Genomic DNA, 20139 nt, shown 5'->3' with positions numbered 1-20139 from the left:
TCGACGTTCGGCATCCACGTCCCGGCCGTCCGACGCGAGTTCGCGAAGTTCATGAACGACTGCGGCGCCGAGGTCGCCGTCCTCGACTGCGTGCGCCCGGTGCTCGACGCGCACGGCCTGTCCGAGGACAAGGACTGCGGCCGGTTCCTCGAGGCCTGGGACGAGTTGATGTCGGAGGCCGGGGTCAGCGAGTCGATAGTGATCCACCACATGGGGCACCAGAACGAGCGCGCCCGAGGCGACAGCAGGCTGCTCGACTGGCCCGACGTGAACTGGCGGCTGCTCAAGGCGAACCAGGCCGGGCAGCCCAAGAGCGCTGACCCGTTCGACCTACCGGCTGACGACTACGGCGGAGTCCGCGTATTCACCGCCAACGGGCGCGACGTCGACATTCCCAGGGGCGCGCTCGACTTCGACCCCGCCACCCGCCGCTACACGTACCGCGACCTCGGCGCCGCAGTCGTTCATGAACTTCGCGAACTCGCGTCGGACGGCCGGGACGTGGATGCCGAACGTCGATGCCCGGCCGCGCAGCGAGTGCAGCACCACGCGCTCGGGGTGCTGGATGGCCAGGTCTCGCAACCAAAGCGTGCTCGTCCACTGGTCCATCTCCAAATCGATTACGAAGACGGTCCGGTCTGGTGCCACCGGGGTCACCGGAAACATGCCCAGGAAGTCGTCGCCGTCGACAAGGTTGCCGACCATGTTGTTGCGCAGCGTCGTCTTGCCCGCCTTCTGCTGGGCGGCCAGCAGCGCACGGTCCCTGATCTTCAGCAACCCCTTGATGCGGTGCTGCACGTCGGGCTCGGGCATCGCCAGCAGGTCGGACAGCCGAACCGGCGGCGGTATTGCCAGCCCGGCCGCGCGCTGCTCCTGCAGCCGCTCCATCGCGGCGTCGCGGGCCAGTAGGTTCTCGAGCTTGTCGGTGACCAGCGGCTCGAGGTGCGGCGGGATGTTATCGGTCACGGCGTGCCTCCGATCTGGAAGGCGTCGCCGTAGCCGTCGCGGTCGGAGACCTCGGTGGTGAGTCCCTTGGCGTCGGCGCCGTCGAACGCGCTGCGGATGGTGCGGTCGACCTCGGACGCGGGAAGGCCTGTGCCGATCGCGGTTTCGCGCAGCGGGCCGACCACCTCGTCGTGCGACAGCGCGCCGTCGCGGACGAACCGGGCGCACTTGAATGCGCTCGTGTTGAGCTGGTCGTTGCGGCCACCCTCGGGAGTCTCAGCCAGCCGCCGCAGTTCCCTGGACAGCCCGTGCAGGCAGTAGCTGCGTCTGCGGCCTGCGCCGACCTCGGATGCCGGAAACACCGCCCGGGGCGTCGGCGGGTTCAGCGCTCGCTCCACCCGGGCGCGGGTCCGCCGATACCAATCGTCGGCGATGAGACCCTGGTCGTGGAGCTTCTTCATCAAACCGCTCTCGTAGGCCCACAGCTGCAGGTAGTGAATCTCTTTGTCCGCTGGCCTGTCTGGCCTCGGCGTCGTCGGCGGCGACTTGTACGGCTCGGGCCCCGAGCACCTTTCGTGGTGACCCTGGGTCGGGACGTGCCACCCGCACTCTGGGCAGCGGCCGTCGCAGTCGGTCACCAACGGCCGCGGCGGTCCGTCCCCGGGGCCGACCGGTGCAGTAGAATCGGACATGAGCTTGTTCTCCTAAGCGTTTCGGAGAGGGTCTGGTCGCCCTCCTGCTCAGGGGTCTCGGGTTCGCGTAGGTTGAGTTCCTTCGCAAGCGGCCGATCGGTTCATCCGGTCGGCTGCTTCCTATTGGGGCACCTTTCGATAAAGTCCGGCGGGACAGGCGAAGCCGAGCCCCCGTGGCGGGAACCATCTTTCGGACCCCGCCGGGGCAGCTCGGCTCACGTCTCGTGGCTCTCGCAGGTGCCCGGTCTGGCACCGGCGAACTGGACTCGCCGTTAACCGGAGGAAAGCCGGCAACGGGCTTTGCGCCCTCGCCGCCGGATCGCTTGTGCTCGAATCGATCTGGCGGCGGCCAGCAGGCCTCGCGGCTAGCTGGTGCATATTCAGTTGTTATACGGTGGCGAGCTCACCGCCGCGGACCGTGTCTGGAGTTGGTCGCCCGGCCAACGTCGGTGCTACGTCGATCAGTTGAGCCCAACGACCACGGACGTCGGGGTCCACGCCTGCTCGGCTGCCGTCCAGCGCCACCGGCGTGGGGAGCAGATGATCGGGCGAAGTGGCCAGGATCGCGGCGAGGGTGCGCCACTCGCCCGGCGCGACGAAAAGAAAGTTTGTGCGGGTTGCGACACCGCGCATCGCCGCCAGCAGGTCGGCCAGTGCCTTTTCGGCTTGTTGCCGCGCAACGAACATTCGCTTAATAAGCACGCCCTCGTCGGGGTCATTGGGTTCGTGATCGTCAGCTTCCGCGTTGTCCTGCTTTGCCTTCTGGAACGGCCACGGCACGTCGGGCAGCTCGACCTCGACGCCGAGCGCCGCGGGCCGGGTCAGCCCGGCGTCGACCGCCGCCTGCCAGGCGTCGCGGTAGACCGCCACGGTGTGGTGACTGGTCAGGCCGTGGATACCGCGCTTGCTGAACTGGTTGGCCGTGACGCGGTGGATGGCAGAACTGCCATCTGCGTCTTTGCGCTTGCCGTGCGGCAGCACCAGCGCGGCGACGATCGCGGCGCGCTTCCACTCAGTCGCGGTCGCCAGTTGGCCTAGCTCGTTCAGCGCGTCGTCGGCGCCGTTGGTGCTGGCGGGCAGGGTGTACGTGGTCACGCGAGGCCCCCTAGCCCATCCTTGAACTTCTCGAAGTCCGAGGCTCGGATGCGGATGAGCTTCGGGCCCACCCGGCGCGCCGGGATTAACCCGTCGGCGATGTAGCGGCGGACGGTGGCGGGGTGGATGTTCAGGTCCGCGGCCACAGTAGCGACAGTCAACTCCTGCGTTGTCTTGGTGCTCATGCGACAAAATTAGCCTGCTGCGCGACCGGCCGGCTGGCGTGTTTTGGCGTTTCTGAACCTCCAGCGCGATATCCGCTGGTCACCCCCGGGCGTGTCGGGTATTGCCAAGGGGCGCAGGGCAACCCCCTACAGAGGTCTACTGAGGCGAGTCGACCGCCCCGGCGAGCAGCGACAGCGCCTCGGCCACCTCCGCGGCGCGGGTATCCACCATGGACTGGTAGATCAGGCTGGCACGTGCGGTGCTGTGGCCGAGGCGGTCCATTACCTCGGGCAGGTTTCCCACGCGGGCAGCCTGCGTCCCGGCGAAGTGCCTCAGGTCGTGGATTCGCGCCCCAGAAACCCCGATCGCCTCCTGTGCCTCCACGAAGTAGTCGCGGAACACCCGGTCGTTGAGGTGGCAGCCGCCCATCGCGGCCGGGAAAAGCTGCGCGTCAGGGTGTTTCGGCACGTGCTGGTCGAGGTGTTGTCTCAGGTCTGCCCGGATGTGCGGGGGCACAACGACTTTGCGCCCCTCGCCAGACTTGGGCATGTCGACGTGGCACTCGCCGTTGCGGTGGGTGGCGCCGCGGGCGATCGTGATGACGCTGCAGTCGGTGCTGACATCGCGGCGACGCAGCTCGATCGCCTCGCCCCACCGCGGCGCGCACCACGCCATGACGAGCACCATGGCGCGCAGCCGCTTCGGCTGCATCGCGTCGGCCAGCGCGGCGACCTGCGCGGGCGTCAGGATCACGGCCTGGCGCTTCACCTTGGCGGACAGCGCCTTGGGGACGTTGCACGGGTTCGCGGGCAGCAGGCCGTCGCTGACGGCGGTGGCGATGGCGGCGTGGAGCAGCTGATAGGCATGCGCCCTCGCGGTCGGTGTCTTCTTGTCCATGCCCGCGTGCCATGCCCGCACGGCCTGCGGGGTCAGCGACTTCACCGGGATCGCCCCGAGGACGGGCTCGATGTGGTTGGCCAGCGAGGCCTCGTAGCCCATGCGGGTCCGCGGCTTGAGGTTGCGGTGCGCTATCCACTGCTTGGCGTACTGGCCGACGGTGACGACTTCGGCCGTCTTCGCCGCCGCCCGCTGCCTGGGCGGTGTCCACTCACCGCGCTCGATGACCCGGCGCTCGTCGATCAGCCAGGCCTCGGCGTCGATCTTCGCGGTATAGGAGTGCGGCCCAACGTGGCGCTGCAGGTCGGGCCCGATATACGACGCCTGCCACCGGCCGCTCGCCAGCCTTCGCACCTTGCCCCAGCTGCGCCGCGTCCGCTTCTTCTCCGCCATTCCGCGCCCCCTCCGGCGTGCCTTATCTGTGCCCTAACAGTACCGAGGATTGCTATCCAGGGCACACATATACGCACAAATGGTGTGTAGACTCCCTCTACAGTATCCACTGTTCAAAGGCGGATTTGAGCTGTTCGGGGCATAGATCGCAGAGTAGTAGCAACCGGTGGATCTGGCAGGTTCGAATCCTGCCGGGGGCACCATCTGACCAGCACGGATGCTGCCTCATGCAAGATACGTGCAACTAGAGCATTTCCCAGTGGCTCCGAACCGAAGGGAGAGGCAATCCGGATCACAGTAACCGGTTTCGGCACGGTTCCTCGTGCTGGCGAGACCGCTCTGCATTCCTTATTTGATAGGCCTCCGCAAAACGAACCTGCGGTAGAGGTTGCGGGAGTTACACGGTCCCTGGCCCGGTGGTGCCAGTTGTGCCGGTGCCGCGCGGCGCCGGATGGGCGGCGTCCTGACGCCGCATCAATCCCGCCAAACCGACCAGACCCAGAAGTCCTGCGAGGCCCCAAAGGCCCGTGTTGTCGTTGTCGTCCTTCTGATTGTCCTGTGCGACGACGGTCGTCGTGGTTGAGGGGACCGTCAGTTCAGTCGCGTTAGCGACGCCCGCGCCACCGAACAGCAACGCCAGTGAGGTCATGCCGACCGCAACAGCTTCACGCATTTCGCTTGCTCCTCTTTCTCGTCGTACGAGGCAGCGGTACTGCATAACCGCCCGTCCCCGACCAGCGCGCGGACGTATAACCGTAGAACGCGGAATTAAACCGGAGTGGTGTGGCTAACGGCTCGGTTTGAGCTTTGGCCATTCGGGAATTTGGCTGGACCAGTGGGGGGCGCTCGCTGAGGGATGCGGCGACGTTCTCTGCAAGGCGGTCAACGGGGACCATCCCCATTTGTTAAGACGCTAGCGTTGCCCCGTTGACCGTCGCCTCAAGCTCTCGGTTCGTCAGCCACACCATCCGGGGGCTTTGCGGGGTTTCGGGGCTCGAGCCGTAACGTAGGTATATGCCCGTTGTGACGTGTCCACGATGTGGCAGCACCGACACATATCGAATTGATGTAAGTCGGCAAGCCAGCGCGCCGCGATGGGAATGCGGTGACTGCGGAAAGTCGTTCCTCGTTCGGCCATCACGCTGACAGCCCGCCCATTTCCCGCCGGTACGGGCACATTAGTCGGTGAGGCCAGCACGGAGGTGTCGACGATTGGCTGTGATCCTTACTCGCAAGCCAATTCGAGTCTTTCGAGACGGCGCACGAGGAGGCTCGGCAGCCACCGCCCGGTTTCAGCCGCTTCGATCTTCGAGGTGCATTCAAGCAGCTGACCGAGCACGATCCGAGCCTCCAACCGAGCGAGCGCCGCTCCGACGCAGAAGTGCGCGCCCTTGCCGAATGTGATGTGGGTTTTCCCAGCCGGCCGATCGAGTCGAAATTCGTCGGGATCGTCGAAGTGCGACGGATCGCGGTTGGCTGCGCCCCATAACAGCAGAAGGCGCGAATTCGCAGGAAGGTCCAGACCACACAGTGTGGTGTCGTTGACGACGTGACGATAGTGACCCCGAAACGGGGGCTCATATCTCAGCACCTCTTCAAGGAACGCGCCGAGCAGCTCTGGTTGATCGCGCACCCGCGCTTGAATATCAAGGCGAGTCGACAAAACCCAAGCCGCGGATCCGATTAACGACGCCGTGGATTCACCACCCGCGCTGAACAAGATGATCATCATCGCCTGCGCGGTGAGCTCTTCCAACTCACCCGATGCGCACGCCATGGCCAAATCGCCGAGCAAGTTGTCCTGCGGGTCGGCGGCAGCCCGCCGAAACTGATCGGTTATGTATGCCGCGAGTTCCATCACGGCGATGCCCGCAGCGGCGAGTTGATCTTGGCTGACAAGCCCCTCGACCACCTGGGTCGCCGAATATCCCCATCGCACGAGCTTGTCGATGTCGGCATCCGGGACACCGATGATCCGCCCCACGACCATCATTGGCAGTCGATTTGCCATGGCGCTCATCCATTCGATGCGCCCGTTTCGCGCGTTGGCATTCCAGAGCCGCTCGGCTGTTTCAGCGATGAACGGCTCGAAGGCACGGATACGCTTGGCTGCCAGCTGCGGAAGCAACGCTTTCCTGTGCACCGCATGCGCAGGCTCGTCGGCGGTCGCCAGTACATGGCTCTTTCCGCCTAATCCCTCCATCTCAAACGCGCCCACCTCGCCACCAGGCTGATACGTCATCGTCGCGGTCAAGTTCGAGGAGAAGACCTCGGGTCGAGCAATGGCCTCGTTAACGGCCTCCCAACTGCACACCGCGTAGAACCCAGAATCGCCGATTTGATGCACCGGTGCTGTGGACAACATTCGCCGGTAGAGAGGGTACGGGTCTTGTATGTACTCGTCGTCGAACAACTCGATCCCCAGCCGCGTCATTTCTCCACGCTGACCGCGTCGCCGGTGTGCGTCAACCGTCTCCGCAATAGTTGAAAATCCTGCTTAACCCGTCGCGCGGCGGCCGTCGCAGGCTGCATCCCGGACCTGCATCAACGCTGAAATCTGCGGCCGACTTTGTCTCAGCGCTGAGACAATATGAATTCGGGATTCGAAAGGAAGATCACTGTGGTCCGAGACGATTGGCTGCTTGGAGGCGAGCGCCGTACGGCAGCCGCGGACCGCATCTATGCCGCGGCGACCGACCTCGTCTTGCGCGACGGCCTAGATGCCTTCGACCTGGACGCCTTGGCGGCACGAGTCCACTGTTCGCGGGCGACTATCTACCGCTACGCCGGCGGGAAAGCCCAGATCCGCGACGCAGTTCTACTCCGCCTGGCGGCCCGCATCGTCGACTCGGTCCGACGCGCCGTGAACAACCTGGATGGCACGGAGCGAGTGGTAAAGGCGATAACAGTCGCACTCGAACACATCCGATCAGACCCGATGCGCCAAATGATGATCGGGTTGAGCGCCGGTCGCGATCTGACCGGGCTCCCTTCGTCGCCGGTGCTAGGCCGTCTCGCCGCCGACCTCACCGGCATAACCGACGACCCGCAGGCGGCCCAATGGATCGTCCGCGTCGTCATGTCGCTGGCGGTCTGGCCGATGGGCGACAGCGAGCTGGAAAACCAGATGGTGGAGCGCTTCGTTGCACCAGCATTCAACTGACGAATGACTGCTGCACAACTACCGCAAGCCCGAACGTTCGATCAACGGATCACTCGCGCCCGCTGATCACATCCGAGCGGCAATGCAGGACAACATCGGTTCCGACAAAGACATCCCTCACGTCACCCCGCCGGTGACAGTCAAGTACATCACGGACTGGAGTTGCTGGGCTTGCTCTGATCGACGGTCCGCCGCCGGTCCACTACGGCTTGAATCCGTAGACCATCGACGTCGGCCCGACCAGATGAGTGATCGTGATGTCGCGCAACCCCGCGTCGCGCAGCCACCCCGCGCACTGAGCAGTGGTCGCTTCGAAGCCCTCGCGGGTCTCGAGCATGATGTTCAAGCTCGACAACAGGCTCATAAACCTGTATCGGCTCTTGTTGTTGACCATCGCGTCGTATACGAGCAGCGAGCCACCGGGCGGAAGAGCCGCATACGCCTTGGCGATCAGTCGTCGCCGTGTCGCCTCGCCGTATCCATGCAGAAGGTGACCGAATGAGATCACGTCGGCTTGCGGCAGGGGCCCCTCATTCATGTCACCGGAGACAAACGTCAGCCGATCATCCAACCCGAACGACGCGACGTATTCCTTGAAGATGGGTCCCACTGCGGCCAGGTCGTAGTTGATGCCGGTGAGATGCCGGTGAGTCAGCGCGACGCGCGTCGCGAACGCGCCTTGCGCCCCACCGACATCGACGAACGTCCGAAAGCGCTTCCACGGGAATCGGGCGGCAATCAGCGTCGCCTCTGCCGTCGAGATGCCCGTCATTCCCGACAGGAACTGCTTGAGCGCGTCGGGATCCTGATACAGCGTGGAGAAGAACTCGTTGTCCCCGGTCTCTTCGCTGGCGGCTGGATTTCCCGTGGACATCAGCACGCCCAGACCCGACCAGAGCTCATAGAGGCGCCTGCTGGACAGCTCCATCAACCCACCGATGTAGCTGGGCTTGTTGCGGTCCAGAAACAGGTTCGCCCGCAGAGTGTTTGCGTATCTGCCCTTGCGGTCGCGCTTGAGCAACCCCAGCTCGACGAGACAGTCAAGCAGTGCGCCGGTGGCGCGTGGGTGCCAGCCGAGCCGGCTCATCAGGTCGCTCGCGGTCGCGGGCCCCGTCGCCAACTCGGTGAACAGACCACACTCAACGGCAAGGAGGACGACGCGAGAGCCCCAGAAGCTCATTCCCTCCCGCATGATCTGTTCAGGTCCGGTGAGGCGGCGCAACACCGGACCGGCCACCCGGTTCTGAAATGCGCGCATCATGAATACCTCACGCCGGACGGCGCTTTGACTCAACATATTTCGAACGCTACGCCGGTAAACCATTGGGCCACTATGGCTCCGAGCGTGTGACCAAGCGGTTGTAACCTGTGAGCGCGCTGTGTGGCGGCGGGTTGCGGCGCATAAAGGCTTGCTCTGCCAAGGCATTCGAGTTCGACGGTGGGTCGGGAATTCTGCGGAGATCCTGAAAGATGTGTTGGTGAACACCAGACCGTCACAGTGTGTGATTCTCCACAGCCGGGATGTTGAACCTTACCCGCGAATGAAACGTACAGGACCCGCGGTCATCAAGCCGCAGGCTTGCTGACGTCTGCCGGCTTGTCGGTGTCTGCCTGCTCGGTGTCGCCGCTTCCGTTGACGCCGTGCGTCCCGAGGTCTCTGCGATGAATGCCGTGCCTGGTGTCATCGGTCTTGATGTCGGCCCGCGGAGTGAACAGCTTTCTGCTGAGGGCCTTTCGGTCGTGGACGTCCTTGGTGTCGCTCTTCGTGACGTTGCCTTCTGTATCGCCGGCGTTCGCGTCGAGATCCTTGTTCTCGGGATCGTTGTTCACGGCCTCGTTCTTCTGGGGCGTCGTCTGAGGTTCAGTTTCCTCGGTCACCCGCTTCTCTTCGGTGACGGTGGGATCCTGCTTGACCACCGCGCCGTTGGCGTCTACCCCGGTGTCCTGCTGCTTAACTTGTTGACCCGCCTGTGCCCGGTCCAGTCCGGCGCCTTCAGAGTTGCGTACCAACCTCAGGTTTGAAGCGCCTGCGAGCTTTTCGGTGTTCAGCGTCTCTTTGTCGGTCAGCTTGGTCGTCTTGGCCTCCGAGTCCAAAAGGAGCGTGTTGGCGTGTTGCTGGTTGACCGTCGGCGCCGCGGGGGCCGGTCCCAGGCCGAGGTCATGCAGGAACGCCTGGATGCCTTCGAACGCCGCTGCCACGAATTTTCCTGCGACCGCGAGCCAGTTCTGAGAGGGGTTGAACGGCAGGATCGACAGGCTCTGCGGGACATTGGGGTCGCCGCTCCAGTCGTAGCCCAAATCGATGATCACCTTCGCCATCGGCGCAAGGAGGTCGACGAACGGTTTCACAATCGGTTTGATGCCGATCGAGTCGGCGGTGCTGAGGATCAGATCCGCCAGCGGCAACGATTTCGCCGGGATCATGATGTATTTGTTGATGCTCGTCGGATCGTTGCCGCCATAGCGGATGTTGGCCGGGTCGTTCAGCGCCTCTTCCAGTTCTTCCTCGGTGTATCCATACGGCAGCGATCCGCTTCCGGGTCGGTCGGGGCCCGCCAAGTACTGGCCGTGAACGGTCTCGAACGCCGCCAGCATGTTGAGCAAGGCAAGCGGGTTGCCCCAGTACTTCGGTGAATACACGACGGGGTCGTACTCGAAGCCGATGACGGTGGTCGGTATCCCGCTGTCGGTGATCATCGGCGGACCGAACTTCGCATCGAGCAGGAGCTGACCGAGCAGCGACAGCGGACTCAGTCGCGGCCACAGGCCGCCGTCGGGGTTGGCGATGCTGCCGATCATGACAATTTGTAGCTGCTGCTTCTGTTCCGGCGTCAGCTTGTCGGCCAGTACGCGCATTTCGTTGGAGACCACCTGGCCACCCTGGGAGTAGCCGAAGATGACGATGTCCTCATCGGGATTTTGAGCCCAGATGTTCTCGAACAACTCATAGTCAAGGCCTGCGACGCCTTTTGCCACCGATACGTTCCATTTGTCGCAGCCGTCGGGTCCGGACCGACACCAGCCCGGGAACGGCAACGGCCAGAAGGAGGCGGGGTAGTTGATGCCGATGAGATTCTGGCCAGGCGTGTCGCACCCACCCTCGGTCGTGCAGAAGGTGCCCTGCAGGTAGTAGTCGCGGGCGTTCTCCATGTAGTTGGGGACGATGTTGGCGTCCGGGGTGCCGGTGCCCGGCACGATCAACGCGGTGGCGGCCAGGCTGACGGCGGACACGAACGCCATCGCGGCGCCGAGGAAGACTGCACTCAGCAGCCCGAGCAGCAACAGGAATACGCTCCGTACCGCGTTACGCATGCGTCAACAATCACACAGTGCACGCGCCGCTGATTGTCGAATGGGAGATTTGCTGAAACAGAGGCGCGACGACCGAGCGTCACACATCTGCGCGCCGCCTCGTCTACCGGATGAAGCGAAAATGATGACAAAGGACGGCCATTATGAACCGCGAAGGAACCGCCGCACGGGTCTATGTGACCGCGGTGACGGCGCTGCTCGGACTGGTGACCCTGGTGATCGGACTGTGGTGTCTTATCGACCCCACCTCGTTCGCGCGATTCGTCGAATTCCCCGAGCACGAGCACTTCCTGCACGACCTCGGTGCTTTCCAGATCGGCCTCGGCGCGACGCTGTTGCTGGCTCTGATCTGGTCGGACGCATTGATCACCGCGATTGCCGGATTCTTTGTGGCCAATGCGATCCACACCGTCAACCACGTGGTGGATCTGGACCTCGGCGGCTCCGCCGCCCAGGCCTGGCTGCTGGGCGCGGCGTCGCTCGCCCTCGCCGTCGCCTTCGTACTGCGCCTGCGTCAGCTTGGGTTCGTCGTGGGCTACGTCAATTGCGCCACCGATCCGGCGTTAGCCCCGTTCGTGCGGCAGAAGACCATCAGGCTCACGACATACCGCAAGGACGGAACGGTCGGCACCAGCCCGATCAGCATCGTGGTGGATGGCGATCGCGCGTATTTCCGGAGTTTCGACAAGGCCGTCAAGGTGCGCCGCATGCGACGTAACCCCAGCGTGGAGTTCGGTCCGGCGACGATGTCGGGCGCTGCCACCGGCGCCATGCAATCCGGCCAGGTGCGCTTGCTCGACGGCGACGAGTACCGGGAGGCGGCGCGGCTCCTTCGGCGCAAATACCCGTTGCTTCACGGTGTGCTGGTCCCCGCCGCGCACCGCCTCGGCCGGTCCAAATACGGCCGCACGGTGCACGCCGAGTTGATTCCGGTGTCGTCCTGACGCTCATAAGTGGGTACCCGTCGTCCGTCTGGTCAGGCGAAAAGGAGGCGGCGATGGTTGATCGTGAGGGTGGCCAGTGGAATGTCGGCATCAAAAGCGGCGAGGTCTACCTGGAGCGCGTGTCCAATGACGGTGAACGACTGTTCGAGGACGCGGTGGATGCCCAGGAGGCACGTGACTTCGCGCGGCTATTGACCAAGTACGCCGACAAGCTCGACGAATCCGGCGACGCCGACCGAGACAAGTCCAAGGACGAGAAGTCCGACAAGGACGAGGACAAGTCCGACAAGGACGAGAAGTCCGACAAAGACGAGGACAAGTCCGACGAAGAGGACAGGGACGACAGGGACGACGATGAGGACGAGGAGGAGAAGGACGACAAGTCCAAGTCCAAGTCCAAGTCCAACGACAAAGACAAGTCCGATACAGACAACGACGAGGACGACCACTAATCGCAAGCCGGCGCGCAGCGCCCGCCCGATAATGCTCTGATGGCGGTAGCGGGTAACGCGGGCACTGGCGCGATGCGGGTCGTCTCGCTGATCGGATGCGTCGTTTGCGCCCTCGCCGCTTTCGGCCTTGCGCTGGAAACGAGCATGGAGTTGTTCATGTTCGGCTTTCCCGACGGTCACACCATCGACTACCAGAAGGCGGCGGCCACGCCGCTGAGAATCCTCATGTGGCTGCAGGGGGGCATCGGCCTGCTGTTCTTGGGCCTAGCTTTTTCGCCGATCAAAACCCGGATGCGAACGGTCGGGTGGCTCACCGCATTGGTGGTGTTCGTGCTCCTCGCGCTTACCGCGCGCATCGGTGTCCCGTGGTATTTCGGCACCCACCTCGGCCTCGACAACGGGATCGGTGGTTAGGGCCGCCGCGCGTCCAGGTGAACGCAAGCGTTGACATGACACTTTCCGGCTGGTTGTCTACCGCCGATGAGCGACGACGCCCGCGAGATAGAGAACCTGATCTATACCTATGCAGAGCGCCTCGACGCCGGGGACCTCGACGGTGTCGCCGCCTTGTTCGCCCACGGCCGCATCCGCGGCATGGAAGACGGTCCCCCGGAGACGGTGTTCGCCGGAGCCGACCGCGTGCGCCAGATGTACGGGATGGCAACCCGCCTCTACGACGACGGCACCCCGAAGACCAAGCATTTCACCACCAATGTGCGGATCGACGTCGACCAGGACGCCGGCACTGCACAGGGCAGCGCCTACTACTGCGTCACCCAGTCGACGCCGGACCTGCCGCTGCAGGTGATCGTGACCGGGCACTACCGCGACACCTTCCACCGCGTCGACGGGACGTGGTGGTTCGACACCCGGACCATGTTCGTCGACCAGGTCGGTGACACCAGCCACCATCTGAAATTCTGACTGCCGTGGCACAGGCCTTCGACGCCGGCGAACTGATGACCGTCGCGCAGCGCAAGGAAACCCTGGACGACTGGGGCCCGCTGCCGTTCACCGAGCCGTTGGCAGTACTGGCGGACAGCTATTCCGCCGCCGACTTGAATGACATCGGGGTGCACATCCTGCGCTCCGGCCTGATTCACAGCCTGCGCATGCGACTGCGCGCACAAGAGTGGGTCCGGCGGCACCCAGAGATCAGCGCGGAAAAGATCGTCTCGCCGATCGTCGTCGTCGGCATGATGCGCAGCGGCACAACCCTTCTGCAGCGACTCCTCGCCGCCGACAGCCGCTTTCACTGCGCATACGGCTGGGAAGTGGTCGAAGTCGCGCCCCAGCTGGATTACCGGTTCGACACGCCCGAGGATCCGCGCATTGCCATCAGTGAGAAGCGCGAGGCGACTTCGCGTGAGCTCGCGCCGGAACTCTTCTCGATCCACCCCATGTACGCCCGCGAACCCGAAGAAGAAATCGTCTTCCTCTCCGATGCGTTCCTCTCCCACGTCCCGGAGTCCGGCGCACACGTGCCGCACTACCGCTCGTGGATAGACGGTCAGGATTTCGCCCCGGCGTATGCCTACCTGCACCGCATGCTGCAGTTCTTGCAGTGGCAGAAACGCCAGACAGGCCGAACCGCCCAGCGGTGGGTGCTCAAATCCCCTGCCCACCTTGGCTATCTGGACACACTTCGTGCCCAGTTCCCTGATCTGCATGTGGTGCACATGCACCGCGACCCCAAGGACACCATCGCCTCCGGCGCCAGCCTCAACGCGACACTGCACGCGATGCACGCCGACAACGTGGACCGCCACCGCGTCGGCGCCGAATGGCTGCAGCGCATGGGCTGGACCAACGACCGCGCGATGGCCACCCGATCGGCGTGGACCGACGAGGCGACGCGATGCACCGACATCGAATTCGCCGACGCCGTCGCCGATCCGATCGGTCAAGTCGCCCGCGTGTACGACGCCGTCGGCGTGCCGCTGACAACCGAAGCCGAAGCAGCGATGCGCCGCTGGCTGGTCGAGCGGCCGCGCGAGCCGGCGCGTCCACCCTATGCCCCCGCAGACTTCGGATTGAGCTACGAGCAGATCGACGAGCGGTTCGCCATCTACAACTCCCGATTACGCTCCGGGACAACATCTTTGAGGAGGTGCTGGATGTCCGATTTCACCGGTAATCCCGTCGCGACGGAGTCACAGCACGAGCAGGAACTCGCTGCGCTCGAGCTCACCAAGCATCCGACGGTCAAGGAGGCGTACCGCAGCGTCGCCGAGACCTGGCTGGGCCGGGCGAAGGCATCCGAGGCCATGCGCGAGCGGTTCGACGATGCCTTCGCCGAGGTGATGTTCTCGGCTGCGGTGTGGTCGTCGAACCAGGACAAGCTGCGACCAAAGGTCAGCTGCATCACCCGACTCGGTCACCCCGTGGCCGGTCATGCCATCCCCGGATCACGCTGGGGCATCGACAATCCCGACAGTGTGTACCGCGTTATCCCGATCTCCGGCGATGAGCGGTATGAAATCCGCGGCCAGGTGGGGGCAAATCGGATGACCGAGAACTACTTCACATTGTGGGATGCCAACATGGGCACCGTCGCCGTGCTCAACGGCCGCACGATGGAGGTCGATAGCGACGGATCGTTCACGATCACCGTCGATTCCGAACCCGCGGGCGGCCGCCCCAACCACGTGCAAACGACGCCGCAGGCCCACGAGTTCTACATCCGCGACGTGTTGCTCAACTGGGACCGCGACGATCCCAATCACCTTGCTGTGCAACGTCTAGGCGCCGCACCTTCGACGCCGCCGCGTACCGTGGACGAGCAGGCCGAGGCAACCGCGGGCATGATGGCCTACTTCGCGAACTTCACCGGCAAGCTCAGTCACGGGGTGTACAAGATGGCACCGAACAACTTCAACCTCGCCTGGTCGGCCGACAAAGTCGGGGCAATGCGCAACCAGGTCTACGTGATGGGCCGGTTCGATCTGAACCCTGGCGAAGCGTTCGTCGTCGATGTGAGCGACGGCGGCGCCGAGTACTTCACCGTGCCGTTGAGCAATATCTGGGGCACGACGCTGGACATCATTGACCGCACCGGCAGCCTCAACAAGGCGCAGTCCGAGCCGAACGACGACGGCACGTATACCTACGTCATCTCCCCCACCGACCCTGGGTTGGCCAACTGGATCGACTCCGACGGCCTGCGTGAGGGCATCCTGACCCTGCGGATGGCCGAATTCGGCGAGGACGGACCGAAGGAGGACCTTGGTGCCCGCGGGCGGGTGGTGAAGCTCGACGACCTCGAAAAGGAAGTGTCCACCCTGCGCCGCGTGTCCGCCGACGAACGCGCAATCCAACTCGCCGACCGACGTGCGGCGTACCTGCGTCGGCTCCCCGAAGGGACGAACTGATATGGCTCGCTGGTTCATCACCGGCTGCTCCACCGGCATCGGCCGTGAGATCGCCCGCGCCGCATTGGAAGCCGGACATTCGGTAGTGGTCACGGCGCGGCGTCCCGAGACGATTGCCGATTTCGCCGATACATTCGGCCCGCGTGCAGCGATCGTCGCGCTCGATGTCACCGACAAGGCCCAGATCGCTTCGGCCGTTGCGGCGGCCGACGATGCGTTCGGCGGGATCGACGTCCTGGTGAATAACGCGGGCAACGGCTATCTTTCGGCGATCGAGGAGGGCGAGGACGATAAGGTCCGCAAACTGTTCGACACCAACTACTTCGGTGTCGTGGACACCATCAAAGCGGTGCTGCCCCAGATGCGCGCTCGCCAGTCTGGGCACATCGTCAACATCTCGTCGATGACGGGTCTGGTCGCCAATCCACCGAACGCCTATTACTCGTCGACGAAGTTCGCGCTGGAGGCGCTGACCGAAGCGCTGGCGCAGGAAGTGAAACCGTTCGGCATCAAGGTCACCGCGGTCGAGCCCGGTGCGTTCCGCACGGACTGGGCCGCCCGCTCGATGTGGGAATCCGCCACGTCGATAGACGATTACGAGGCGAACGTCGGTGCGCGCAAGACGCTGATCAAGGAATTCGCCAACCACCTTCCCGGCGATCCCCGCAAGGTGGCCGAGGCGGTGCTGATGGTGACGATGCTTGACGAGCCACCGCTGAGGCTGCTGCTCGGCCGCGACGTATTGAAGGCGGTGCGGGACAAGCTCGCCGCGTTCTCGGCGTCGATCGACGAGTGGGAGTCCGTCACCAAGAACGTCAACTTCCCGGCGGCACAAAGTGAATAGCCTCGACGGCCGCGTCGCGCTGGTCACCGGTGCCGCGCGCGGCATGGGCCGGGCACACGCGGTGCGGCTGGCCAGCGAGGGCGCTGACATCATCGCCGTCGACATTTGCACAGATTTCGCGTCCACCGACTATCCGGGTTCCACACCCGAAGATCTGGCAGAGACCGGGCGACTCGTCGAAGGCCATAGCCGCCGAATCTTGCTGGGGCAGGTGGATGTCCGCGATGCCGAGGCCATGCAGGGGGTCGTCGCGGAGGCGCTGCGCGAGTTCGGACGCCTCGACATTGTCGTGGCCAATGCCGGCATCATTCGGGTCACCGATTGTGAGGACCGCCAGCAGACCTTCCGCGACATCATCGACGTGAATCTCGTCGGCGCGTGGAACACTGTCGACGCGGCCATCCCGGCGCTCATCGAGGGAGGGCGCGGCGGATCCATCGTCCTGACCAGTTCGACACAGGGAATCAAGGCGTTGGGCACCGACCGCGCGGGACCGCAGGCCTACGCGGCCTCCAAGCGGGCGCTCGTCGCGCTGATGCAAGGGTGGGCCACTCAGCTTGCGCTGCACTCCATCCGCGTCAACACCATTCACCCGAGCGGCGTCGCCACCGACATGATCCTCAACGACGCGACGATGGCGCTCGTTTCGGCCGGCGACGCATGGATCTCAGCTCAGCAGAACGCATTACCCATTCCGCTGCTGGAACCCGGCGACGTCGCAGGCGCCGTCGCGTGGCTTGTCTCGGATGCCGGCAAGTTCATCACGGGAACGGCGTGGCCGCTGGACGCCGGGTTCCTGCTGCGCAACTGACCGCGTCAGGCGTTTTGCTCGTCGCTGGCATCCGATGCGGCATCACCAGCCGCCGTGAAGTGCTCGAGCGTACCGGTGATCTGCAGGAGACGCTCGAGATGGCTGGGCGGGTCGTCGAGATGCAGTTGCACCCCGGCCGCCGAGGTCTGGCGGTGAATCTGCAGCAGCCCGGACAGGCCTGCCGAATCGCAGAAGTCCAATTCGGAGCAGTCAATGCGAATCTCGGCGAGGTCGGGCTGTTCGACGAGCAACCGCGAAACGGTTTCGACGACGCCGCGCGTCGTGACGTAGTCGAGGTCACCAGCGGCCTGCACACGGGCGGTTCGGTTTGCGATATCCACGGTCTGGGTGATGTTCATTCCTGCGATGAAGGGTCGGTTTTCGGACGGGTGGGCGCGGCGGGACCCGTGGGTGCCCGCACTGGGTCAGTCACGATCAAGCGGTATACCGTCCAGCGGTGTGACCGTCGACGGCGCTGAGGTGCGTGCGGTGGGGCGCAGTGATCGCCACCACCGCAATGTCGTCGTGGGTTCGCCGGCTGAGCCATTTCGTGGTGAGCGTGAGGACGTGCTCGACCACGGCCTCCGGAGGCATCCCGACGCATTCGGCCATGGCCTTCTTCAGCCGATGCTCACCAAACATCTCGCGACCCCTGGGGCCGCCGTGTGCCTCGGTCACCCCGTCGGTGTACAGCAAGCACGTTTCCCCCGGCGCCAGTGACGTCTCGAACGATCGGGCCTTGAACTGCGGCAGCGCGCCGACGAGCGTGCCGCGTGTGTCGGCCTCCTCGACGCGGCCGTCGTTGCGCACGATCAGCGGCGCGGGATGACCGGCGCACGTGAGGCGCAACGCCAGCTGACCGTCCCTTCGGGCGATCGAGGCCAGCACCATAGTGGCGAATCGACTGTTGTCGGGCGACAACATCGCGTCGTTGAGAAGCTTGAGCACGCCTTCGTGATGATTGGCCAAGGGAGCCAGCGCCTGCAGCGTGTTGCGGATCTTGCCGGTCAGCACAGCGGCGTCCAGACCCTTTCCGCAGACGTCGCCGAGCACCACAAGCGTCTCGTCCTCTGGCGTGGCAGCCGGGTGGACGTCATAGAAGTCGCCGCCGACGACCAGATGATCCTCCGATGCGCGATATCCACCTGCCATGTCGATCCCGTGCACCCGACGCAGCGGGGGCGGCATCAGCTCACGCATCAACATGCGGGTGGTGGCCGCTTGTTCGGCATGGACGCGTGCGGCCGACAGCGCGGCACCGGCCCGCGCCGCGAAAAGCAGGGCCAGCACCTCCTCGCCGTCGCTGAACACCGCCTGCGACGCGCGCCGCAGCAGCACGAGCGCGCCGGCAGGCGTGCCGTGGCCCGGCAGCGGGGTGATCACCACCGATCCGACTGGCCCGGTGAAATCGTCCGGCTTGAGCCAGTCGGGCACTGTGTCCGGATCTATCCAGCGTGACGGCACCGGCGGGAATCCGCGAAGCGCCTCGCTCAGCCCCGCCACGTCGGAGGGGTCGGCGACTACGCTGCGCGGCGCGGCGGCGCCGTCGCTACCGCTGCAGACCACCGGTACTCGCCTGCCGGTCGGGGGTGCGACGAGGACTGCGGCGTCGGCCAGGTGTTTCTTCGCCATCTGCACTGTCGCCTGCATGCATCGGTCCACGTTGCGCGAAGCACCCAACACCGCGGACGCCTCTGCCAGGAAGGCGGTGCGTTCGCGTTCCTTCGCCAACGACTGCTCGGCCTCGGCCAGGAGGCGGACGGAATCCTCAACCAGGTACCACGCCACGTTGCCGCCCGGCAGCACCGCCGGCTTTGCATCGAATTCGCGGCCGTTCACCGCACCCGACACAGTCGGTGCCGGCGCGGGCGTAGATGCCGCGAGCGACTGAGTGAACTGTTGGTGGGCTTGCGACAGCCACGGCGGCACCGCGTCCTCGATGCGGGTGCCGGTCGTCGCGGCGGGCAGGACGGATTGGGCGGACTCGCTGCGTGCGCGGACCGTGCCAGCGGCGTCGATGACCAGCACCGGCCACGGCAGGGACGTCCACGGCGCGTCGAGATCAGTCTCGACGCCCACGGCGACCTGCTCACGCACGAAAAGCCTCCTACGGTGAACCAAGAAAAATGGCCCACGTGGCTGGAGGCCGGAAGAGGTATCCGCCTCACTATGGCGCAGACTGTGGCCCGCCACAACCTTTTCGTGACAGCTTGGCCCGTCTCGCGCGAATACGGATAGGCTTTGCGACCCGCTCAGCCGAGCAGCGCGGGCAACGGAACGTGCATCAACGCGCATGCTGCACGCAGCAGTTCGGCCTCCGACGGAGTGACCGTGCCGTCATCGAGTACCGACACCACCATTGCCTCGATGAGGGCTTGCTTGGCCTTTGGTTCCAGAGCGTCCAGTGCTGCCCAGCCCTCGTCCAGGGTCTGCTGCCAGCTGCGCCGACGCGGGTTGTCGGACCGTTCCGCATCCCCGTACAAGCGACGAAGCGCAGCGTCGAAGGCGTGCCCAGTCGAGGTCTGATCACCTCCACCCGCCACGGCCAGCGTCGCCAGAAGCGTCGTGACCAACGGCCGCACATCGCGCAGTGAGCCCTTGCCCAACCTGCTTCGACGCGAGGGGTCGGCGGCGTCCTGCAGGTAGCTCCAGACCAGCCGCGTCACGCAATACTCGAACATCGTCACGGTGCTGTCGGCAACGGCTAAGTCGTTCAATGCGGCAACCAGCTCGTCCTGATACTCGCGCGGATGCGCGGCAAGCTGAGGCAAAGCCAGCTCCACGAACGGCAGACGCAGTTCGTGGGCCAGCTTGGCCATCTGCTCGGCCAATGCCGAGATCCGACAACTCGCCAGCCAGCCCACCACGGCCCCGGCCGCCGTGATCGGCTTGCTGCTCGCGCCGTCCGGCGAGGCCGTGCGCGCGCGCCAGCTGGATGCGGTGGCCGCGCGGCTGGGTCCCGCCCTGGCTCGAGACGCCTCGGCATTGGCCGAGCAGATGGCCAAGCTGGCCCACGAACTGCGTCTGCCGTTCGTGGAGCTGGCTTTGCCTCAGC

The 20139-nt window shown here is 64.9% G+C and carries 22 protein-coding genes and 2 pseudogenes; 11 read left to right on the top strand and 13 right to left on the bottom strand.

Translation table 11 applies throughout. The features are described from left to right. The 7 genes from A5651_RS26035 to A5651_RS15900 all read right to left on the bottom strand — a co-directional run. A partial coding sequence (locus tag A5651_RS26035) for a hypothetical protein (RefSeq protein WP_231988711.1) occupies nucleotides 1–219 on the bottom strand: 219 nt, incomplete at its 3' end. Between the two features lie 111 nt (nucleotides 220–330). After that, nucleotides 331–966: an AAA family ATPase gene (locus A5651_RS15925; protein ID WP_066982607.1), complete on the bottom strand. Its 636-nt coding sequence runs from the start codon at nucleotides 964–966 to the stop codon at nucleotides 331–333. Beyond that, complete coding sequence (locus A5651_RS15920; protein WP_156662971.1) at nucleotides 963–1637, bottom strand: hypothetical protein; 675 nt, start codon at nucleotides 1635–1637, stop codon at nucleotides 963–965. The genes A5651_RS15925 and A5651_RS15920 overlap by 4 nt, the downstream gene beginning before the upstream one ends. Nucleotides 1638–2024: 387 nt before the next feature. Further along, entirely contained in the window at nucleotides 2025–2732 is a 708-nt protein-coding gene (locus A5651_RS15915) for a hypothetical protein (RefSeq protein WP_066982602.1), read from the bottom strand. Beyond that, on the bottom strand, nucleotides 2729–2917 hold the full coding sequence (locus A5651_RS15910; RefSeq protein WP_066982599.1) for a helix-turn-helix domain-containing protein: 189 nt from the start codon (nucleotides 2915–2917) through the stop codon (nucleotides 2729–2731). Before A5651_RS15910 ends, A5651_RS15915 begins: the two co-directional genes overlap by 4 nt. Nucleotides 2918–3053: 136 nt before the next feature. Continuing rightward, nucleotides 3054–4187 carry a site-specific integrase gene (locus tag A5651_RS15905; protein ID WP_066982596.1) on the bottom strand — a complete coding sequence of 378 codons (1134 nt, stop codon included), beginning with the start codon at nucleotides 4185–4187 and terminating at the stop codon, nucleotides 3054–3056. 397 nt (nucleotides 4188–4584) lie between these two features. Continuing rightward, nucleotides 4585–4860, bottom strand: a complete 276-nt coding sequence (locus A5651_RS15900; protein ID WP_066982593.1) for a WGxxGxxG family protein — start codon at nucleotides 4858–4860, stop codon at nucleotides 4585–4587. Between the two features lie 341 nt (nucleotides 4861–5201). Here A5651_RS15900 and A5651_RS26445 point away from each other — a divergent pair, with 341 nt between their 5' ends. Continuing rightward, entirely contained in the window at nucleotides 5202–5333 is a 132-nt protein-coding gene (locus tag A5651_RS26445) for a transposase (protein WP_156662970.1), read from the top strand. 79 nt (nucleotides 5334–5412) lie between these two features. Here the strand turns inward: A5651_RS26445 and A5651_RS15895 are convergent, their stop codons facing one another. Further along, nucleotides 5413–6621 (bottom strand): cytochrome P450, encoded by a 1209-nt coding sequence (locus A5651_RS15895; RefSeq protein ID WP_066982590.1) that lies wholly within the window; start codon nucleotides 6619–6621, stop codon nucleotides 5413–5415. A gap of 186 nt (nucleotides 6622–6807) precedes the next feature. Here A5651_RS15895 and A5651_RS15890 point away from each other — a divergent pair, with 186 nt between their 5' ends. Then, nucleotides 6808–7350 carry a TetR/AcrR family transcriptional regulator gene (locus tag A5651_RS15890; RefSeq protein WP_066982618.1) on the top strand — a complete coding sequence of 181 codons (543 nt, stop codon included), beginning with the start codon at nucleotides 6808–6810 and terminating at the stop codon, nucleotides 7348–7350. A 202-nt stretch (nucleotides 7351–7552) separates the two neighbouring features. On the opposite strand, the gene A5651_RS15885 is transcribed toward A5651_RS15890, so the two are convergent. Together A5651_RS15885 and A5651_RS15880 are read right to left on the bottom strand one after the other, a co-directional pair. Next, nucleotides 7553–8647 carry an acetylserotonin O-methyltransferase gene (locus tag A5651_RS15885; RefSeq protein WP_231988710.1) on the bottom strand — a complete coding sequence of 365 codons (1095 nt, stop codon included), beginning with the start codon at nucleotides 8645–8647 and terminating at the stop codon, nucleotides 7553–7555. A 269-nt stretch (nucleotides 8648–8916) separates the two neighbouring features. Beyond that, nucleotides 8917–10662, bottom strand: a complete 1746-nt coding sequence (locus A5651_RS15880; protein WP_066982587.1) for a PE-PPE domain-containing protein — start codon at nucleotides 10660–10662, stop codon at nucleotides 8917–8919. A 143-nt stretch (nucleotides 10663–10805) separates the two neighbouring features. Here A5651_RS15880 and A5651_RS15875 point away from each other — a divergent pair, with 143 nt between their 5' ends. The 8 genes and pseudogenes from A5651_RS15875 to A5651_RS15840 all read left to right on the top strand — a co-directional run bounded on the left by A5651_RS15875 (nucleotide 10806) and on the right by A5651_RS15840 (nucleotide 17084). Then, nucleotides 10806–11606: a PPOX class F420-dependent oxidoreductase gene (locus A5651_RS15875; protein ID WP_066982584.1), complete on the top strand. Its 801-nt coding sequence runs from the start codon at nucleotides 10806–10808 to the stop codon at nucleotides 11604–11606. Nucleotides 11607–11659: 53 nt separating this feature from the next. Further along, nucleotides 11660–12058, top strand: a complete 399-nt coding sequence (locus A5651_RS15870) for a hypothetical protein (RefSeq protein WP_066982581.1) — start codon at nucleotides 11660–11662, stop codon at nucleotides 12056–12058. Nucleotides 12059–12097: 39 nt separating this feature from the next. Further along, nucleotides 12098–12472 carry a hypothetical protein gene (locus A5651_RS15865; RefSeq protein ID WP_231988708.1) on the top strand — a complete coding sequence of 125 codons (375 nt, stop codon included), beginning with the start codon at nucleotides 12098–12100 and terminating at the stop codon, nucleotides 12470–12472. 66 nt (nucleotides 12473–12538) lie between these two features. Further along, complete coding sequence (locus A5651_RS15860; protein ID WP_066982578.1) at nucleotides 12539–12982, top strand: nuclear transport factor 2 family protein; 444 nt, start codon at nucleotides 12539–12541, stop codon at nucleotides 12980–12982. Nucleotides 12983–13017: 35 nt separating this feature from the next. After that, a pseudogene (locus A5651_RS26030) lies at nucleotides 13018–14001 on the top strand (sulfotransferase); the annotation flags it as partial. Between the two features lie 174 nt (nucleotides 14002–14175). Next, nucleotides 14176–15429 (top strand): hypothetical protein, encoded by a 1254-nt coding sequence (locus A5651_RS15850; RefSeq protein ID WP_066982609.1) that lies wholly within the window; start codon nucleotides 14176–14178, stop codon nucleotides 15427–15429. A gap of 1 nt (nucleotide 15430) precedes the next feature. Further along, nucleotides 15431–16273 carry an oxidoreductase gene (locus tag A5651_RS15845; protein WP_066982574.1) on the top strand — a complete coding sequence of 281 codons (843 nt, stop codon included), beginning with the start codon at nucleotides 15431–15433 and terminating at the stop codon, nucleotides 16271–16273. Continuing rightward, nucleotides 16266–17084, top strand: a complete 819-nt coding sequence (locus tag A5651_RS15840; RefSeq protein ID WP_066982573.1) for a mycofactocin-coupled SDR family oxidoreductase — start codon at nucleotides 16266–16268, stop codon at nucleotides 17082–17084. Before A5651_RS15845 ends, A5651_RS15840 begins: the two co-directional genes overlap by 8 nt. 5 nt (nucleotides 17085–17089) lie before the next feature. Here the strand turns inward: A5651_RS15840 and A5651_RS15835 are convergent, their stop codons facing one another. The 3 genes from A5651_RS15835 to A5651_RS15825 form a co-directional block, all read right to left on the bottom strand. Then, nucleotides 17090–17443 (bottom strand): STAS domain-containing protein, encoded by a 354-nt coding sequence (locus A5651_RS15835; protein WP_066982570.1) that lies wholly within the window; start codon nucleotides 17441–17443, stop codon nucleotides 17090–17092. Between the two features lie 76 nt (nucleotides 17444–17519). Then, on the bottom strand, nucleotides 17520–19181 hold the full coding sequence (locus tag A5651_RS15830; RefSeq protein WP_066982568.1) for a PP2C family protein-serine/threonine phosphatase: 1662 nt from the start codon (nucleotides 19179–19181) through the stop codon (nucleotides 17520–17522). Between the two features lie 155 nt (nucleotides 19182–19336). Beyond that, a complete protein-coding gene (locus tag A5651_RS15825) occupies nucleotides 19337–19915 on the bottom strand; it encodes a hypothetical protein (RefSeq protein WP_231988707.1) in 579 nt (192 codons plus the stop codon). Here A5651_RS15825 and A5651_RS24975 point away from each other — a divergent pair. After that, nucleotides 19896–20139: pseudogene (locus A5651_RS24975) on the top strand (peptidase M48); the annotation flags it as partial. The gene A5651_RS15825 and the pseudogene A5651_RS24975 sit on opposite strands and share 20 nt — an antisense overlap.

The sequence above is a fragment of the Mycobacterium sp. 1274761.0 genome, from assembly GCF_001668615.1.
GTDB lineage: Bacteria > Actinomycetota > Actinomycetes > Mycobacteriales > Mycobacteriaceae > Mycobacterium.
Note: the sequence above shows the minus strand (reverse complement) of the source record. Positions and strands in the feature narration are given on the sequence as shown.

Coding starts and splice junctions, on each gene's coding strand:
- A5651_RS15920 (WP_156662971.1), bottom strand. CDS start 1,637: ATGTCCGATTCTACTGCACCGGTCGGCCCCGGGGACGGACCGCCGCGG.
- A5651_RS15910 (WP_066982599.1), bottom strand. CDS start 2,917: ATGAGCACCAAGACAACGCAGGAGTTGACTGTCGCTACTGTGGCCGCG.
- A5651_RS15905 (WP_066982596.1), bottom strand. CDS start 4,187: ATGGCGGAGAAGAAGCGGACGCGGCGCAGCTGGGGCAAGGTGCGAAGG.
- A5651_RS15900 (WP_066982593.1), bottom strand. CDS start 4,860: ATGCGTGAAGCTGTTGCGGTCGGCATGACCTCACTGGCGTTGCTGTTC.
- A5651_RS26445 (WP_156662970.1), top strand. CDS start 5,202: ATGCCCGTTGTGACGTGTCCACGATGTGGCAGCACCGACACATATCGA.
- A5651_RS15895 (WP_066982590.1), bottom strand. CDS start 6,621: ATGACGCGGCTGGGGATCGAGTTGTTCGACGACGAGTACATACAAGAC.
- A5651_RS15885 (WP_231988710.1), bottom strand. CDS start 8,647: ATGTTGAGTCAAAGCGCCGTCCGGCGTGAGGTATTCATGATGCGCGCA.
- A5651_RS15880 (WP_066982587.1), bottom strand. CDS start 10,662: ATGCGTAACGCGGTACGGAGCGTATTCCTGTTGCTGCTCGGGCTGCTG.
- A5651_RS15875 (WP_066982584.1), top strand. CDS start 10,806: ATGAACCGCGAAGGAACCGCCGCACGGGTCTATGTGACCGCGGTGACG.
- A5651_RS15870 (WP_066982581.1), top strand. CDS start 11,660: ATGGTTGATCGTGAGGGTGGCCAGTGGAATGTCGGCATCAAAAGCGGC.
- A5651_RS15865 (WP_231988708.1), top strand. CDS start 12,098: ATGGCGGTAGCGGGTAACGCGGGCACTGGCGCGATGCGGGTCGTCTCG.
- A5651_RS15860 (WP_066982578.1), top strand. CDS start 12,539: ATGAGCGACGACGCCCGCGAGATAGAGAACCTGATCTATACCTATGCA.
- A5651_RS15850 (WP_066982609.1), top strand. CDS start 14,176: ATGTCCGATTTCACCGGTAATCCCGTCGCGACGGAGTCACAGCACGAG.
- A5651_RS15845 (WP_066982574.1), top strand. CDS start 15,431: ATGGCTCGCTGGTTCATCACCGGCTGCTCCACCGGCATCGGCCGTGAG.
- A5651_RS15835 (WP_066982570.1), bottom strand. CDS start 17,443: ATGAACATCACCCAGACCGTGGATATCGCAAACCGAACCGCCCGTGTG.